General features: G+C 49.0%; 14 protein-coding genes. 6 read left to right on the top strand and 8 right to left on the bottom strand.

What is annotated here, in order from left to right; translation table 11 throughout:
- Positions 1 to 45 precede the first annotated feature (45 nt).
- The 3 genes from ACOCLE_RS21225 to ACOCLE_RS21215 all read left to right on the top strand — a co-directional run bounded on the left by ACOCLE_RS21225 (position 46) and on the right by ACOCLE_RS21215 (position 4,601).
- Positions 46 to 1,968 carry a bifunctional 5-dehydro-2-deoxygluconokinase/5-dehydro-2-deoxyphosphogluconate aldolase gene (locus tag ACOCLE_RS21225; RefSeq protein WP_419534133.1) on the top strand — a complete coding sequence of 641 codons (1,923 nt, stop codon included), beginning with the start codon at positions 46 to 48 and terminating at the stop codon, positions 1,966 to 1,968.
- A 44-nt stretch (positions 1,969 to 2,012) separates the two neighbouring features.
- The gene (locus tag ACOCLE_RS21220) at positions 2,013 to 3,515 is read left to right on the top strand and encodes a CoA-acylating methylmalonate-semialdehyde dehydrogenase (RefSeq protein ID WP_419537246.1); all 1,503 of its coding nucleotides are present in this window, start codon (positions 2,013 to 2,015) and stop codon (positions 3,513 to 3,515) included.
- A 204-nt stretch (positions 3,516 to 3,719) separates the two neighbouring features.
- Complete coding sequence (locus tag ACOCLE_RS21215) at positions 3,720 to 4,601, top strand: sugar phosphate isomerase/epimerase family protein (RefSeq protein ID WP_419534132.1); 882 nt, start codon at positions 3,720 to 3,722, stop codon at positions 4,599 to 4,601.
- An 80-nt stretch (positions 4,602 to 4,681) separates the two neighbouring features.
- Here ACOCLE_RS21215 and prfH read toward each other — a convergent pair whose 3' ends face one another.
- The 6 genes from prfH to ACOCLE_RS21185 form a co-directional block, all read right to left on the bottom strand.
- Positions 4,682 to 5,302 (bottom strand): peptide chain release factor H, encoded by a 621-nt coding sequence (gene prfH / locus ACOCLE_RS21210; RefSeq protein WP_419534131.1) that lies wholly within the window; start codon positions 5,300 to 5,302, stop codon positions 4,682 to 4,684.
- Complete coding sequence (locus ACOCLE_RS21205; protein WP_419534130.1) at positions 5,299 to 6,471, bottom strand: RNA ligase RtcB family protein; 1,173 nt, start codon at positions 6,469 to 6,471, stop codon at positions 5,299 to 5,301. The genes prfH and ACOCLE_RS21205 overlap by 4 nt, the downstream gene beginning before the upstream one ends.
- A 271-nt stretch (positions 6,472 to 6,742) precedes the next feature.
- Entirely contained in the window at positions 6,743 to 8,128 is a 1,386-nt protein-coding gene (locus tag ACOCLE_RS21200) for a short-chain fatty acid transporter (protein ID WP_034843912.1), read from the bottom strand.
- 321 nt (positions 8,129 to 8,449) lie between these two features.
- Entirely contained in the window at positions 8,450 to 9,640 is a 1,191-nt protein-coding gene (locus ACOCLE_RS21195) for an acetyl-CoA C-acetyltransferase (RefSeq protein WP_419534129.1), read from the bottom strand.
- On the bottom strand, positions 9,640 to 10,311 hold the full coding sequence (locus ACOCLE_RS21190) for a 3-oxoacid CoA-transferase subunit B (RefSeq protein ID WP_066015547.1): 672 nt from the start codon (positions 10,309 to 10,311) through the stop codon (positions 9,640 to 9,642). The genes ACOCLE_RS21195 and ACOCLE_RS21190 overlap by 1 nt, the downstream gene beginning before the upstream one ends.
- Positions 10,312 to 10,323: 12 nt before the next feature.
- Complete coding sequence (locus ACOCLE_RS21185; RefSeq protein ID WP_419534128.1) at positions 10,324 to 10,977, bottom strand: CoA transferase subunit A; 654 nt, start codon at positions 10,975 to 10,977, stop codon at positions 10,324 to 10,326.
- A 231-nt stretch (positions 10,978 to 11,208) separates the two neighbouring features.
- Here ACOCLE_RS21185 and ACOCLE_RS21180 point away from each other — a divergent pair, with 231 nt between their 5' ends.
- Positions 11,209 to 12,171 (top strand): LysR family transcriptional regulator, encoded by a 963-nt coding sequence (locus ACOCLE_RS21180; RefSeq protein ID WP_419534127.1) that lies wholly within the window; start codon positions 11,209 to 11,211, stop codon positions 12,169 to 12,171.
- A 233-nt stretch (positions 12,172 to 12,404) separates the two neighbouring features.
- Entirely contained in the window at positions 12,405 to 12,677 is a 273-nt protein-coding gene (locus ACOCLE_RS21175) for a hypothetical protein (protein ID WP_419534126.1), read from the top strand.
- 138 nt (positions 12,678 to 12,815) lie between these two features.
- Here the strand turns inward: ACOCLE_RS21175 and ACOCLE_RS21170 are convergent, their stop codons facing one another.
- Complete coding sequence (locus ACOCLE_RS21170) at positions 12,816 to 13,340, bottom strand: phosphoribosyltransferase (RefSeq protein WP_419534125.1); 525 nt, start codon at positions 13,338 to 13,340, stop codon at positions 12,816 to 12,818.
- The gene (locus ACOCLE_RS21165) at positions 13,340 to 14,197 is read right to left on the bottom strand and encodes a Cof-type HAD-IIB family hydrolase (RefSeq protein ID WP_419534124.1); all 858 of its coding nucleotides are present in this window, start codon (positions 14,195 to 14,197) and stop codon (positions 13,340 to 13,342) included. The genes ACOCLE_RS21170 and ACOCLE_RS21165 overlap by 1 nt, the downstream gene beginning before the upstream one ends.
- Before the next feature lie 179 nt (positions 14,198 to 14,376).
- Here ACOCLE_RS21165 and ACOCLE_RS21160 point away from each other — a divergent pair, with 179 nt between their 5' ends.
- Positions 14,377 to 15,723: an NAD(P)-binding domain-containing protein gene (locus ACOCLE_RS21160; protein ID WP_419534123.1), complete on the top strand. Its 1,347-nt coding sequence runs from the start codon at positions 14,377 to 14,379 to the stop codon at positions 15,721 to 15,723.
- Positions 15,724 to 15,910 lie beyond the last annotated feature (187 nt).

The following is a 15,910-nucleotide window of genomic DNA, read 5'->3' as shown; positions in this document are numbered from 1 at the left end:
AGATACCACAAAAACAGTCCCTCAGAAAATGGGAGTACCAGAATCATGAGCAAAACGCTGGATGTCATCTGCATAGGCCGTATCGCTGTTGACTTCTATGCCCAGCAAATTGGCAGCCGCCTGGAAGATGTGACTTCCATGGCCAAATACCTTGGGGGATCATCAGGCAATGTCGCTTATGGTACTGCCCGACAGGGGTTGAACTCTGCCATGCTGGCCAGGGTTGGCAATGACCATATGGGGCGATTCCTCAAAGAAGAGCTGGATCGGGTTGGCTGTTCAACCGATCACCTGATGACCGATACCGAACGACTGACCGCACTCGTTGTACTGGGCATTGAGGACCAGGATACTTTTCCCCTGATTTTCTATCGTGAAAACTGTGCCGATATGGCGCTGTGTGATGCCGATATTCAGGAAGACGCTATTGCCAGTGCCAAAGTACTCCATATCACAGGTACTCATTTTTCCACCCCCACAACAAACGCCGCTTGCCGTAAAGCAATCGAGTTTGCCAGGAAAAATGGTACCCGTACTTCACTGGATATCGATTATCGCCCCGTACTCTGGGGGCTCACCGGCAAGGCCGAAGGTGAAAACCGGTTTGTTGCCAATGATAAGGTGACGGAGCATCTGCAAAGTATCGTTCCACTGTTTGATCTGATCGTGGGTACCGAAGAAGAACTTCATATTGCCGGTGGTACCACAGATACACTGGCCGCCCTCAGGAAAGTGCGCGAACTCAGCAAGGCAACCATTGTCCTTAAACGGGGAGCGCTGGGTGCATCAGTGTACACCGGTGAAATACCAGAAGACCTGGATGGTGCTATTAATGGCCAGGGCGTCCGTATTGAAGTGCTGAACGTACTGGGTGCCGGCGATGCCTTTATGTCGGGTCTGTTACGAGGTTTTGTCCGTGAAGGGCCCTGGGAGCAATGCCTCCGTTACGCCAATGCCTGTGGCGCTCTGGTGGTATCCCGACACGGTTGTGCACCGGCCATGCCATCAGTTGAAGAATTGGATTACTACCTGGCCAGAGAGCAGGAAATTCTCCGCCCAGACCTGGATGAACATCTGAATTATCTCCATCGGGTGACCTGTCGGGATGTGCAATGGCCTGAACTCAATGTGCTGGCATTTGACCATCGTCTTCAACTGGAAGAGATGTGTGATCAGGCTGGTGTTGAACGGGCACGTATCAAGCCACTTAAGCGCCTGATTCTGGAGGCCGCCCGACAGGGTGCCCGTGAAATGGGCCTGGAGGGTAAAGCCGGTATTCTCTGTGATGATACCTATGGTCAGGATACGCTGAATGACATTACCGGCAAGGGGTGGTGGATTGGCCGTCCTGTAGAGCTGCCGGGTTCCCGCCCTCTGCGCTTTGAGCACGGTAACCACTCGACAGCCAGTGTTGCCAGCCGTTTAACCACATGGCCTTCTGAACACGTGGTGAAGTGTCTCTGCTTCTACCATCCGGATGACGAGGAAACGCTGAGACTGGACCAAGAACATCAGGTTCAATCAGTGTACAACGCCTGTCTGGCCAGTGGTCATGAGTTCCTGTTGGAGCTGATTCCACCCAAAGGCTCTGCAACGGATGATCAGACTCTGGTTCGTTCCATGGAACGTTTCTATGACATTGGTGTTCGCCCAGACTGGTGGAAAGTCCCCGCTCCCTCCCGCAGCGCCTGGCTGGCTATTGAGTCCCTGCTTCAGGAAAAAGCACCGCACTGTCGCGGCGTCATTCTTCTTGGCCTGGACGCCCCTGAAGAAGAGCTCAAAAAAGGATTCAACGCCGCTTCAGGCATCAGTGTCTGTAAAGGCTTCATGGTTGGTCGCACTATTTTTGGTCAACCTTCAAAGGCATGGCTTGCGGGTGAAATTACCAATGATGAGCTGGTCCAGCAGATAACAAACAACTACATCCGATTGATTCAGTTCTGGCAGGAACGCAGCTATCAAGCCTGACTAGTGCTGACCTTTTAATAATTTAGAACATGAAGGAAATACAAATGACAACCATCGGCAACTATATCAACGGTGAGTTTCTGGCCAGCGGCTCAGGCCGTACCAGCCCTGTTTTTAACCCAGCCACTGGCGAACAGACACATGTCGTCAGTCTGGCAACGGCTGAAGAAACTACTCAAGCCATTGCAGCAGCCAAAGCCGCATTTCCTGCCTGGTCACTGACCAGCCCCCTGAAGCGGGCACGCATTATGTTCCGCTTTAAAGAATTGATTGAAGCCAATATTGATGAACTCGCAGAACTGATATCCCGTGAACACGGCAAGATTCTCTCCGATGCCAAAGGTGAGATGGTTCGTGGCCTTGAGGTGGTCGAATTTGCCTGTGGTATTCCACATCTGGTCAAAGGTGAGCACTCCATGAATGTGGGTGGCGGTGTCGACAGCTGGTCGCAGATGATGCCATTAGGAGTCTGTGCCGGTGTTGTTCCTTTCAATTTCCCGGCCATGGTGCCTATGTGGATGTTCCCGGTTGCACTGGCTACCGGTAATACCTTTGTCCTGAAGCCTTCCGAAAAGGTGCCAGGTGCCATGATGCGCATGGCTGAACTGCTTACCGAGGCAGGTTTGCCCAAAGGTGTCTTTAACATTGTGAACGGTGACCGGGACGCCGTTGATGTCCTGCTGACCCACCCCGATGTCCAGGCCGTCAGCTTTGTCGGTTCAACACCGGTGGCCGAATATATCTACAACCGTGGCTGCCAACATGGCAAGCGGGTGCAGGCACTGGGTGGTGCCAAGAACCATATGGTCATTATGCCGGATGCCGATATGGAAGCCGCTGCCAATGCACTGATGGGTGCAGCCTATGGTGCCGCTGGTGAGCGTTGCATGGCGGTATCGGTAGCCGTTCCGGTGGGTGAAGGAACCGCTGAACGCCTGCTGGAGGTTCTGAAGCCTAAGGTAGAAGCACTGCGTGTTGGTCCCGGTATCGTTGACGGCCAGGAAAACGAGATGGGGGCTCTGATCAGCGAGCAGCATCTGAATAAGGTGAAAGGCTATATCGACCAGGGCGTTGCGGAAGGGGCCAGGTTGTTGATCGATGGTCGTGGTCTGACCATTCCTGGTCATGAGAAAGGCTTCTTTATCGGTGGCACACTGTTTGATCATGTCACACCGAACATGACCATTTATAAGGAAGAAATCTTTGGCCCGGTACTGAGCATTTGTCGTGTAGAAAGCTTCAAAGATGCGGTGGATCTGATCAATAACCATGAGTATGGGAATGGCACGGCGCTCTTTACCCGTGATGGCAAGGCCGCCAGAGAATTTGCCCAGCACATTCAGGTGGGCATGGTCGGTATTAACGTACCCGTCCCGGTACCGATGGCGTTCCACAGTTTTGGCGGCTGGAAACGCTCGCTGTTTGGTCCTCTGCACATGCATGGCCCAGACGGTGTCCGCTTCTATACCCGCATGAAGATGGTGACCAGCCGCTGGAATGACCATGATGCATCACAGTCTGTTTTCTCAATGCCCACGATGAAATAGACGCACGCTTTGAACACCCCTTAATTATCTCAAAAGGCCGTCTCAACGCCTTGGTAATTAAGGGTAACGTGACTTTGGACAAAAGATCATACGGCAGTTTTTTATACATTACTTTTCTCGTTCCCATGGGGAACCGCAGGAACGGGAAAGCCGTTAAACCCATTTTATAAAAACGCTTATTATCCTTTTTAGCGGAAGTTAGTTATGCCTTTTGCGTTACACGGAATGTGCTCTCTGCACAATAACATTGTCAGCGATATTCGCCTGGCAAAAGAAACCGGATATGAAGGCCTTGAAATTCACACGGAAAAACTCTGGCGCTATATCAATGCCGGTTTAACCGCAGAACACCTCAAGCACCTTCTGGACAAGGCGCATATCAAGCCAACAGCCATTGATATTGTCGGCTCTGTAGAAGCCAGTGATCGCACTACTCAGCAAAAGGTATTTCAAGAAGTTGAAACCCTCTGCCAGTTCGCCAGCACCATCGGTGCTCCGACCATACAGTTAAACGCCTTTGAAGCACTTAATGGTCTGTCCGTCGAAGATAATATTCAGATCACGGCCCGTAATATCCGTGAAATAGCCGACATTGGTCAGCAGTATGGCATTCGCTTCCAGTATGAGGGTGCAGCCTGGACACCCATTGCCAAACTGGATGACTACCTGCGGCTTCACGATGCGGTCAGCCGCGATAACTTCGGTTTTGTTCTGGACACCTGGCATTTCTGGGCCTGTCGTGGCGCAACCCCTGATGAGATGGCACAACTGCCAGTTGAGCTGATTTATAACGTCCATCTTTCCGATGGACTTCGTCCAGAAGAAGGTTCGCCCTGGGTTGATGAAAGAGAGCTGCGGGGATGCCTGCTGGGCGAAGGCAATATTCCACTGCAGGAGTGGGTTGATGCCATCAAGAGCACCGGTTATCAGGGCTTCTATTCCGGAGAGTTTCTGAATGACCAGCTCTGGGAGTCTGACCACTATGAAGTGGCCAGCAAAATGCTGGCGTCCATGCAGACATTGGTTTTAGGTGCTGCAGAAATGACGATCCCCAGTAAAACCACCGCAATGCCAACCGTTCATTAACACTAACCACACCTTCCTTCAGACAGAAGGCAATTGTGAGGTTGAACTTAACGACGGGGTAAATGACCCCGTCTTGCTACCTATAATTCCAGGAATTTCGTCCCTTGAAATACACGAGATGGATTTCCCCTTTCAACTTTCTGGTGAGACTGCCAACGCACCTGATTATCCTTAAACTTCTCAAGCTCTTTCTGCTCAGAAAATTGATGCGCTAACAACAAGAGAGCCAGCTTTTTGTTAGCATGCTGACTGCGCCCTGTTTCAACCCTGACACTCAAACCACTGATAGTATGCACAGCCCGGACAGCAGAATCTGTGGTATTAACATGCTGACCACCAGCACCTGAAGCCCGGCACGTGCTATAGCTGACATCAGAAGGGTTGAAATCTTTTCTGGCACTTACTTGTAACTCATAGCCACTGAAATACCAGTTTTTACGCTTATGCCTCGGGCGATAGGGACTCTGGCATATCCACAGGAAGTTGCCACACCAATTTTCAACTATTTTAGCTTCCTGATTTCCCTCTAATGCTATAACGAATGACTGGGTCGTTCCACAAGAGGGCCCAGACTGCTGATCAATTAAATCCAAACGAACTGCAAGACGCTTACAGTCCTGCTGAATGTTGCTAAATGCCAGCGCCACTGCCCGCGCGCATTCAATCGGACCTTTTCCGGAAGTCAGCTGCAACAGCTTCATTTATAGCACCCCCCGTCAGTCTTGAAAGTCAGCACCGGACGTAAACGGGCAACAACTCGAATTAAACCGAATACCTCCATGGAATGAATAACCTGATCACAGGCTTTATAAGCTTCTGGAGCCTCTTCATAAAGCAACGCCTTATCGCTACAAATTACCCGATTGCCGAGCGATGTTCTTAGCAAGTCCTTTGGCTTAAATCGTCGGTATAAACGATCTTTTGCATCCGAGCGCTTCCATTTACGTCCAGCGCCATGAGCCAGAGAAAACAGGCTATCAGCAGTATTCTCGGCAACGGGTTGTACCAGGAAACTGTAATCCCCTCTGGAGCCAGGAATAACTACTATACCTTGATCTGAAGGAGTGGCACCTTTGCGATGTAACCAGCCATTTTCGCCATTTATGGTCGCCGCCATTACCGTATTGTGATTGATATCCAATACGCATTCCCCGGATGAGCGAACAGCTTTTAGAAAGCGTCGGGCTATCATTTCACGATTGACCTCAGCCCATCGAACAGCCTCATTATGCTGCTCTAGATACTCATAAAACCCAACATCACTTTCGCAAATTCCAGTATGGTTATAACGCTGAATATGTCTCAACAAAATTTTCTGACCCAGACCTCGTGAGCCTGAGTGTACTAATAACAGTAACTGAGAATCATCGATACCCAGCTCTGCTAACGCCTGTGGGTCAACAATATCGTCAATGGCCTGAAACTCAGCAAAGTGGTTACCTCCTCCGATAGTTCCAAGAGACTGGTCAAAACTGTCGAGACCAATACCTTTTATTTTTTTTGCGATGGCTATTTCATCCAGCCAATGACTATCCAGAGGTCCTTCAATACCCTTGAGACGTTTTTCCAACTTATCTTGATTTGCTCGATGCGCCTTAATAGAACTGCACCATAGGCTCATACCACAGCCAATATCATTTCCGACGAGTGCTGGATAGATTTTCCTTCTGGAAAAAAAGGCTGCTCCTACTGGATAACCTCGTCCTGGGTGTAAATCAGGCATGCCAGCTACAGCCACCATGCCATCAAGATGAGCTGTTTTCTGTAACTGCTGTAATGCTTCATCTTCGATCCAGTTATTCAGAGATGAAATCAGTTTGATATCCACACTGGAAGAAATTGAAGGCGTTTGATTATGAGAATTGCCCATAAACCAATCCTGTATCATTTAAAATTGTATAAACAGAGTTGGCAGGCCGATGGCCAGGCGAAAGGCTGTACTTAAATGACCAGACCTGCAAAAAGAGTATTGAGTAAGAACATAACAACCTCCTTATGTTTAACAAAACAGAAAAGCCCCGGGCGAATGCCGGGGCATAAATCTCATGCGTATTTAGTTTTTCATTTAATCAAAAAGTTCCATGCTTTCTCATTAAATTTTTCGGGAGGATGAATAATAGATTTACCGTACTTTCTTGATATTAGAAAAACGTCATGCCCGCACAGATAATCACCCCGGATGCGATCAGAACAACAAGGCAGTAGCCCATAATATCTTTCGCTCCCAGACCCGCAATACCCAGGGCAGGCAGAGCCCAGAATGGCTGGATCATATTGGTCCATGCATCACCCCAGGCGATGGCCATGGCAGTCTTGGCGGAATCAACGCCCAGTTCAAGACCCGCTGGCATCATAATGGGAGCCTGAACGGCCCACTGACCACCACCGGAAGGCACAAAGAAATTCACGATACCTGCACTCAGGAACGTAAACAGCGGGAATGTGGTTTCATTGGAGATGGATACAAACCAGTCAGAAATCACACTGGCAACGGAACTTCCTTCAGGACCCGCAGCCGTCATCATGCCCATAATGCCGGCATAGAAAGGGAACTGCAGCAAAATACCGGCGGTGTTTCTTGCTCCGGAAAATACCGCATCCAGCAAGCGACGGGGGGTACCATGAAGAATAATGGCCGTAAACAGGAAGACGAAGTTCACGATATTCAGGTTCAGGGCAAAACCATTGCGAACGAAGTAGCCGATAATAAATGCATACCCCATTACACCGAGCAGTAATGACAGTACTTTACTGTTCTCAATGCGCTCAGCTGGAGTCATTTCATTAACTGGCTTTTCTGGTGAATGCTCCTCTTTCAATAACTCGGGATCAATGACAAATACCTGATCCGCAGAAGGGTGCATTGCACGATTGAGCAGAGGAATCACCAGTAACAGCAGAGCAATAATGGCCAGGTTAAAGAACGAAAACATGGTTTGGGATGTTGGGATAATCCCGGTTATCGCACCCTGAGTGACTTTTGCCAGATTACCATCGGTAGCAATTGACAGTGGTACAGAGCCGGACAGTCCACCGTGCCAGAACAGAAAGCCGCTGTAGGCGGAGGCAATCAATAAACGATAGTCGACGTTTTTAACCCGGGCAGCCAGTTCCCGGGCAAACAGTGCGCCGATAACCAGACCAAAACCCCAGTTGATCAGACAGGCCAGAGCAGAAATAAAGCTCACCAGGTAAATCGCCTGGGTTGGCGTTTTTGCCATGCCAGCTATGTGAGAAAGACCGCGCTTGAAAACCGGTGCCGACGCCATTGCATGACCGGTCACCACCACCAGCGCCATCTGCATGGCAAATTCCAGCAACCCCCAGAAACCACCCGCCCAGGCATTCACCATGGCCATAGGCCCCTGGCTGCTCATCGGCATGGCCATCAGAAAAACAAACAGTGTCAGCAGTGCGGCAAAAATAAATGGATCTGGCAGATACTTTTGCACCAGCGCCACACATCCCCCGGAAAAACGCTGAAGCAGACTGTTTTGCTGTTTCAACTCTTGTGTCAGAGCAACCATGAAAAGGCTCCTGAAAAATCTGACATTGAAATAATTGTTGGTTTTTTATTGGAACCACACAGAGCACAAAGTTCACAAAGGTAAAGAAAGATCTTTCTTTGTGTGCTCTGTGGTCTTTGTGGTTCAAACGGTCATTCTGGAAATAGAGGACCGTTATTTTGGGAAGTGATGGAAGAGGCTGTCGAAAAAGGTAGCGAGTGCAGGCAAGACAAGGCAAAAAACGGTGAAAAAGCGCAGTTTACAAATAGTAAATGAGCATTTTGAGCCTTTTTTTAACGCAGTATTGGCAAACGCAGCCCTTTTGCGGCAGCCTCTGGGGGTTTATTCCCGTTCCACCACCATGGCAATACCCATACCACCACCAATGCACAACGTGGCAAGGCCATGACGGACATCTCGCTTCTGCATTTCATGAAGCAGAGAGACCAGAATCCGGGCACCGGAAGCACCAATCGGATGACCCAGGGCGACCGCACCACCGTTGACGTTGGTTTTCTCCTGATCCAGCGCCAAACCTTCAACCACAGACAGCGCTTGAACCGCAAACGCTTCATTCGCCTCAACCAGATCAATATCTGCTACCGTGAGCCCAGCTCTGGACAATGCTTTCTTTGTGGCGGGCACAGGTCCATAGCCCATCACTTCCGGTGAAACACCGGCGGAAGCGGAAGCTTTGATCACGGCCATGGGTTTCAGTCCCAGAGACTCGGCTTTACTGCGGGACATCAGCAGCAACATGGCTGCGCCATCGTTAATGCTGGAAGCATTTCCCGCCGTTACTGTGCCATCGTTGCTGAAGGCAGGACGCAGTTGCGCCAGTTTTTCTACCGATGTGTTTCTAGGACCTTCGTCTTTATCCACGACCACGGTCTGCTTTCTATCCACCACCTCAACCGGTACGATTTCCTCAGCAAAGCGGTTGACTTCCTGAGCGGCCAGCGCACGCTCCTGACTTCTGGCTGCATACTCATCCTGCGCTTCACGGCTGATGTGATAACGCTCTGCCAGGTTCTCTGCGGTAATGCCCATGTGATAGTCATTGAAGACATCAGTCAAACCATCACTGATCATGGTATCCAGAAGCTGGCCATGTCCCATTCGCTGACCCCAGCGTGCCTTGGGCAGGACATAAGGCGACTGACTCATATTTTCTGAACCACCCGCCAGGGCAACCTCAATATCACCACAGGCAATGGCCTGAGCGGCTAGGGCAACCGCTTTAAGGCCAGAACCGCAGACCTTGCTGACGTTATAAGCCGTACTCTCTGTGGACATGCCAACACCCAGAGCCACCTGACGGGCAATGTTCATACCCTGCCCTGCGCCAAGTACATTACCCAGAATCAGCTCCTGTACCTCTTCAGCCTTAACACCGGCTTTCTCCAGAGCTGCCTTTGCTGCACAGATACCCAGCTCTGCGGGCGTAACAGAAGCCAGGGCACCATTGAACGTTCCAATGGGAGTACGAACAGCACTGACAATCACCACTTCTTCTAATGGACGGTCTTGCATTACTCAATCTCTCCGAATGTTTTCAGGTCGCTGGCAATTTTCAGTTCTGCGCCAGTGGCTTTGATGACCTGCTCTACGGTGGTATCCACAGCGATTTCAGTTAACAATAGTCCGTTTTCAGTCACCTCGATGACCGCCATTTCAGTAACAATCAGGTTGACCTGACCTTTTGCTGTCAATGGCAGGTTGCAACGCTGGAGGATTTTAGGTTCTCCATTCTTGTTGCAATGCTCCATGGCGATAATGACCTGCTTTGCCCCAGTCACCAGATCCATGGCGCCGCCCATACCGGGCACCATTTTTCCGGGAATAATCCAGTTCGCCAGATTGCCTTCAGCATCCACTTCAAGGGCACCCAGTACCGTACTGTCAACATGACCACCACGGATAATGGCAAAGGACAGGCTGCTGTCGAAATAGGAAACTTCGGGTACCGTGCTGACCGGCTGACCACCCGCATTGGTGATATCCACATCCAGGTTGTCATCGGTCACGGCATCGCGGCCAATACCGATCATGCCGTTCTCAGACTGAAACAGAATGCCCATCTCATCGCTGACATGATTGGCCACCAGCGTGGGCATACCAATACCCAGATTAACCAGACTGCCCGGTTTGAGCTCTTCAGCGACCCGTTTAACGATACGGTTACGTAATGCCTGCTTGTCCATGTCCGTCACTCCTCAAACCGCTACGATAAAGTCAACAAAAGTGCCTGGCAGCGTGAAGCGGTCGGCTTCCACGTCACCCACTTCAACCACTTGCTCAGCCTCTACAATGACCAGCTTCGCTGCAGTTGCCATCAACGGGTTAAAGTTCTTGGTGGTTTTATTGAAAATGCAGTTGCCCGCTTTATCCACAATGGAGGCTTTGACCAAGGCGACATCTGCCGTTAATGACAGCTCCAGCAAATACTCCTCACCTTCTACAGTGACCTTCTGTTTGCCTTCTTCAACCATGGTTCCCAGACCGGTTTTGGTCAGAAAGCCACCCATGCCCGCACCGCCACAGCGAATGCGCTCTGCCAGTGTACCCTGGGGAATCAGTTCAACCTCCAGCTCACCGGTATTCATCTGACGTCCGGTTTCCGGGTTCAAACCAATGTGTGAGGCTTTGACACTTTTTGCCTGCTTGCTGGAGATTAACTGTCCGATCCCTTTATCGGCATAACCGGTATCCGTACAGATAATGTTCAGCTCTCCAGTACCCAGATCGACCAGATGGTTAATCACATTCAGAGGTGATCCTGTGGCCATAAAACCACCAATCATGACTCGATCGTTGGGTTTGATTTTTTCGACGGCCTGCTCCGGGCTGATAATGGGTTTGAGTTGCATCGTTATGGTCTCATCCGTTGAAGAGGCTTGATGGAAAATACTTGTTTGAGCCTCTGAATCTGGTTGAAACCTATTATTCGAGTTTTTGAAAAAAGCAGAACAGCACAGCTGCAACCATGACTTTGCAAATTTGCAAAGACGATTAAAGAACATGCACAGAACATGACTTGGATTAGCTTCTTTACTGGAAAGCCCCGCTACAATCGATCACCTCGATAAGCAGGATGATCCATGGCGACAGGAACAAAACCCCACAGCCCTTTAGAAAGCAGCGATCCAAACCTCAGTGGCAAAATGGATTTTTTTGTGCGAATGGTGCGAACCGGATCCATTACTGCTGCTGCTGAGGAAGTAAACCTCTCTATATCCACTGGCTCACGATGGCTCAGTGATTTGGAGCAGCAACTGGGTGTTAAGCTTTACTGTCGACGCGGCGCTTCATTTACCCTGACCTCGGCCGGGCAATGCCTGTTTGAAAAATTCGGGCCCATCAGCGATAACATTCATTCACTGATTATGGAAATGGGGAACTTTGTTGATGAGCCCCAGGGGCTGGTCCGCATCTGCTGTACGCCGATCTTTGCGCAGAGTGTACTGCTGCCCGTGATTAATGCCTTTAACCGTCGATATCGCAAAGTTCGTTTCTCACTGGATATCAACCCCTATGGATTAAGCCAGTACTACCGATATGACCTGATCATTAATGCCGAAACGTCATACCAGCCTCAGGAAAATCGGACGCTTCCCCTGGTTAAAAGAAATTTACTGACCGAGCCTTTTGTACTGGTCGCTTCGGCAGGCTATCTGAAAACCCGCCAGCCTATACACCGCCCAGAACAACTTCAGGAGCACACCTGTCTGTACGCAGACTCTTTAACTCATTCACGTCAGTGGGCTTTTAATGAGGAGGGTCAGGTTCGTTTGATTAATATTTCAGATAACCTGGAAGTCAGCGACACCAACCTGCTGTTTGATGCCGCCAAAATGGGAATGGGTATCGCCTATTTACCACGCTATGTGGTTGAAAGCAGTGTTCGCAGTGGTCAGCTGGTAAAGCTTCTACCGAATCACCAGACCGCCCACTGGATGCTGAACCTTTACTACCCTGAATTGAAGCAGATGGATCAGGGATGCGTGTTGTTTAAGGATTTTTTCCTGAACACTTATCGAAATATGCTGTGCAATGATGCTTAGGGGCTCAGAATTAGTCCATGACCTGCCGCCCATTATTTGGGCCTGGCTGGCACTATTCCATAAAAACAAAGCACCATAGAACACATTCTGTGGCAACCTCACAGACTGATCACAACACCTTACAAAAAAGGCGCCCTGAAACAGATAAGAGCCAGCAATTATCTATCTTGAACTTTTTCCTATACTCAAAGTCCATCCGTTACTGGCAAATCAGAGGCTTGCGACAAACAATTATGGACATAACGGCAACTAACTCCTTAAAACAACATAAGCCACAAGAAGAACAAGAAGATAAAACACCACCTCCTACTGCAAAGCATAAAAAAATGGGAGAAGTCAAAACTTTGAAACAAGACAACCCATCTCCATTTTTTACGAGTGATGGCAACCAGCTAACTGAAGTGAATGATGATTCAATTTATGGCGATTTAAACAGATTATTCAGACAATTCAAGATCGATCAGGCAGAGGGCAGGAAAACGTTCACAAACCCCGATAAGAGCTAAGTTGTGTGATTGTCAGTTTTATAAGGATGTCCTCCAAAGAGGGGACTATCTGGAAGCTAGCATGTAACGAGGCAATAGCCGTTACGAGCTTTTTAGACAGATAGTCTCTAAGTCTTTGCTGAAATGATACTCCAGATCCTAACGTTTCAATTTTGAAACAAAAGGGATATTACGATACCTGTCCTGCCATGGCAGACCATAGCCCACCAGCAAGTCATCATTTTCCATTTCATAAGCAAAATACTGCTTTACCGGTATATCAACACGCCCAGGCTTCACCAGAAGGGTAGCAATTGAAACAGACAGAACCCCAAAACCGGAAGCCATGTATTCGACAATGCGTTTCATGGTACCGCCAGACTCAATCGCATCGTCCACCAGTACCACGTGCTTACCTTTCACACTAATGTTCTGATGGTAAACAATCTCGGATGTATTATTTCTGTCACCTGGTGTATGCGGACAAGAGATATAATCCATATACAGGTCAAGAGTCAGCCTTCTGACCAGATCGGCGGTAAACAGTATACCGCCAGGAACGACACTGATAATCACAACCTCATCGCCAGCAAACTGATCATTCAGTTGAGCTGCGACGTTTTCAGCGCCGGCGGCAATCTGTTCCTGACTTAAAACCAGTTCACCTATGTGCTTGTCGTTCATCAGGCCACTCCGTCAAACAGGGTATTGGAGCTCAGCTTGTCCAGAGCACCGCTCAAAATATGGTCGATGGTTTCCAGAACACCTTCATCATTATTGGTTGGAGCTGAGTATCGGGCAATCTTCCGGACACTGTCACTGCCATTGTTCATGGCAAAGCTGAAGCCTGCTTTTTGCAGCATCTCCATATCATTGCCGCTGTCACCAAAGGCCGCCACTTCATCATCGGTAATGTCCCACTGTTCCTGCAACAGATGAATTCCATGGGCCTTATGGACACCGGGGATGATCAGATCAATCCACTCGTGGCCACTGGTAACCGACACCAGCACGTCACCCAGCTTCTCTCTGGCCGCTTCCAACACAGTATCGTGTATGGCTGGAGACATTTTGATGGCGATTTTTAGAACAGTGTCGTTTATATCCTGATAGCTCTGAATGAACTCAAGACGCTGGTAGTGATTGCGTGCCTTGGCTACTTCTGCAGGATCAGCAGTGTTTAAAACATAGGCACTGTTCCGGCCACAGATAATGGCAGTTACGGCTTTCAGGCTTTCCAGAAACGGGTAGACACGGGCCAGAGTTTCGGTCGCAATATCCGCGACGAACAGCTCCTGCTGACCATCGTGAACATAACCACCGTTTTCTGCAACGTAAGCAATATCACCAGCATCAATATCCTCAAAATAGGATCTCAGCTTGAAATACTGGTTGCCACTGGCCACAACGAATCGAATACCCCGAGCCTTCAGGGCCTTGAACTGCTCCAGAAAACGCTCACGGTTATACGTTTTGTTATCAGTCAGAAACGTGCCATCCATATCGACAGCAATCAATTTTATTCCGGTGTAGCCTGCCATTTCTGTTGTTATCTCTGGGGGTAAAATTGGAATCATATTGCTCAAACTACAGCAGCCAAATCCGCCTTTATATAGGGAAAATTACCGCTGATTTCAGGTCATTACAGCATCATTACTTTTGACTCGGAGGAAACCGATTTCTCCATCTAGACTTATCGAGCAATGAGGAGAAATCAGCCATGACTCGAGTGGCCGTAATTGGTGCAGGTCCATCAGGCATTTCGGTGTTACACGCCTTTAAATCGGCACAAAACAAAGGAGCTGGCATACCTGAGATCGTCTGTTTTGAGAAGCAAAATACATGGGGAGGCCTCTGGAATTTTACCTGGCGTACCGGGCTTGATGACTATGGTGAGCCCGTACACAGCTCAATGTATCGCCACCTCTGGTCCAATGGACCCAAAGAGTGTCTGGAGTTTGCGGACTATTCTTTTGAAGAACACTTTGGCAAACCCATTCCCAGTTACCCACCCAGGGAAGTATTAGCTGACTATATCTACGGGCGGGCCGAAAAATCCGGGATTCATAACTGGATTCACTTTCGTCATGCAGCCCGCTGGATCGAATACCACCAAGAGCAAAACGTATTTTCTGTCGTTGTTCATGACTTGGTTAGTGACCGTCAAAAACGTGAATTATTTGATTACATTATTGTGGCTACCGGTCATTTCTCAACACCCAATATCCCTGAGTTTGAGGGTATCGAGACGTTCGCGGGAAGAGTTTTGCATGCTCACGATTTTCGCGATGCACGGGAGTTTACAAATCAAGCGGTACTCATTATTGGCAGCAGTTATTCAGCGGAAGATATCGGCTCTCAATGCTTGAAATTCGGGGCAAAATCCATCACTGCCAGCTATCGCACACAACCGATGAGTTTTCACTGGCCCGGTAACTGGGAAACCAAACCACTGCTCAATAAAGTGGAAGATAAGACAGTGCACTTCCGTGATGGCTCCAAGAAAGCCATTGATGCGATTATTCTGTGTACAGGCTACCTTCACCACTTCCCGTTTATGCAGGACGATATTCGTCTTGTGACCACTAATCGTCTGTGGACTCCGGGGCTTTATCAGGGCATTGCACTGGAAAATAATCCTCGTGTTATGTATCTGGGCATGCAGGATCAGTTTTACACCTTCACGCTGTTTGATGCTCAGGCCTGGTGGGCAAGAGATATTATTCTCCAACGAATCAAGCTTCCTTCTGCCATCGATATGTCAAAACACAGTACAAAATGGCAAGAACGGGAAAGCACCCTGAAAACCGATGAAGATAAGATCTGGTTTCAGGGAGACTACGTGAGAGAGCTAATCAATCAGACGGATTATCCCCCCCTGGACACTGAAGCCATTAACGGACTATTTATGGAATGGGAGCATCATAAACATCAAGACATCATGGGTTATCGAGGCAACCGTTACCAATCCGTGATCACCGGAACACAGGCTCCATTGCTTAAAACCCCGTGGAGTGAAGCGATGGATGATTCGATGGCGGTCTTCTTAAATAATTATTGTCAGTAGTGATATTGATTTTCACGTCAAGCCCACCATACAGTCGCCATACACAACCTTGACACTCAATCAAGTGCACAGGTAGCATTTTTCAGCAAAAAACCAGAACATAAGTACAAATACATAAATACACAGTATTCATTCTGGCGTAAAAATCACGTAATCTCCTCCGCCCTTTGGCGCATGAGCTCTAAAG

The sequence above is a fragment of the Endozoicomonas sp. genome, from assembly GCF_965196975.1.
Lineage (GTDB): Bacteria > Pseudomonadota > Gammaproteobacteria > Pseudomonadales > Endozoicomonadaceae > Endozoicomonas.
Note: the sequence above shows the minus strand (reverse complement) of the source record. Positions and strands in the feature narration are given on the sequence as shown.

What these genes read in the sequence shown, in the direction of transcription:
- ACOCLE_RS21225 (WP_419534133.1), top strand. Translation starts at nt 46, where the DNA reads ATGAGCAAAACGCTGGATGTCATCTGCATAGGCCGTATCGCTGTTGAC.
- ACOCLE_RS21220 (WP_419537246.1), top strand. Translation starts at nt 2,013, where the DNA reads ATGACAACCATCGGCAACTATATCAACGGTGAGTTTCTGGCCAGCGGC.
- ACOCLE_RS21215 (WP_419534132.1), top strand. Translation starts at nt 3,720, where the DNA reads ATGCCTTTTGCGTTACACGGAATGTGCTCTCTGCACAATAACATTGTC.
- prfH (WP_419534131.1), bottom strand. Translation starts at nt 5,302, where the DNA reads ATGAAGCTGTTGCAGCTGACTTCCGGAAAAGGTCCGATTGAATGCGCG.
- ACOCLE_RS21205 (WP_419534130.1), bottom strand. Translation starts at nt 6,471, where the DNA reads ATGGGCAATTCTCATAATCAAACGCCTTCAATTTCTTCCAGTGTGGAT.
- ACOCLE_RS21200 (WP_034843912.1), bottom strand. Translation starts at nt 8,128, where the DNA reads ATGGTTGCTCTGACACAAGAGTTGAAACAGCAAAACAGTCTGCTTCAG.
- ACOCLE_RS21195 (WP_419534129.1), bottom strand. Translation starts at nt 9,640, where the DNA reads ATGCAAGACCGTCCATTAGAAGAAGTGGTGATTGTCAGTGCTGTTCGT.
- ACOCLE_RS21190 (WP_066015547.1), bottom strand. Translation starts at nt 10,311, where the DNA reads ATGGACAAGCAGGCATTACGTAACCGTATCGTTAAACGGGTCGCTGAA.
- ACOCLE_RS21185 (WP_419534128.1), bottom strand. Translation starts at nt 10,977, where the DNA reads ATGCAACTCAAACCCATTATCAGCCCGGAGCAGGCCGTCGAAAAAATC.
- ACOCLE_RS21180 (WP_419534127.1), top strand. Translation starts at nt 11,209, where the DNA reads ATGGCGACAGGAACAAAACCCCACAGCCCTTTAGAAAGCAGCGATCCA.
- ACOCLE_RS21175 (WP_419534126.1), top strand. Translation starts at nt 12,405, where the DNA reads ATGGACATAACGGCAACTAACTCCTTAAAACAACATAAGCCACAAGAA.
- ACOCLE_RS21170 (WP_419534125.1), bottom strand. Translation starts at nt 13,340, where the DNA reads ATGAACGACAAGCACATAGGTGAACTGGTTTTAAGTCAGGAACAGATT.
- ACOCLE_RS21165 (WP_419534124.1), bottom strand. Translation starts at nt 14,197, where the DNA reads ATGGCAGGCTACACCGGAATAAAATTGATTGCTGTCGATATGGATGGC.
- ACOCLE_RS21160 (WP_419534123.1), top strand. Translation starts at nt 14,377, where the DNA reads ATGACTCGAGTGGCCGTAATTGGTGCAGGTCCATCAGGCATTTCGGTG.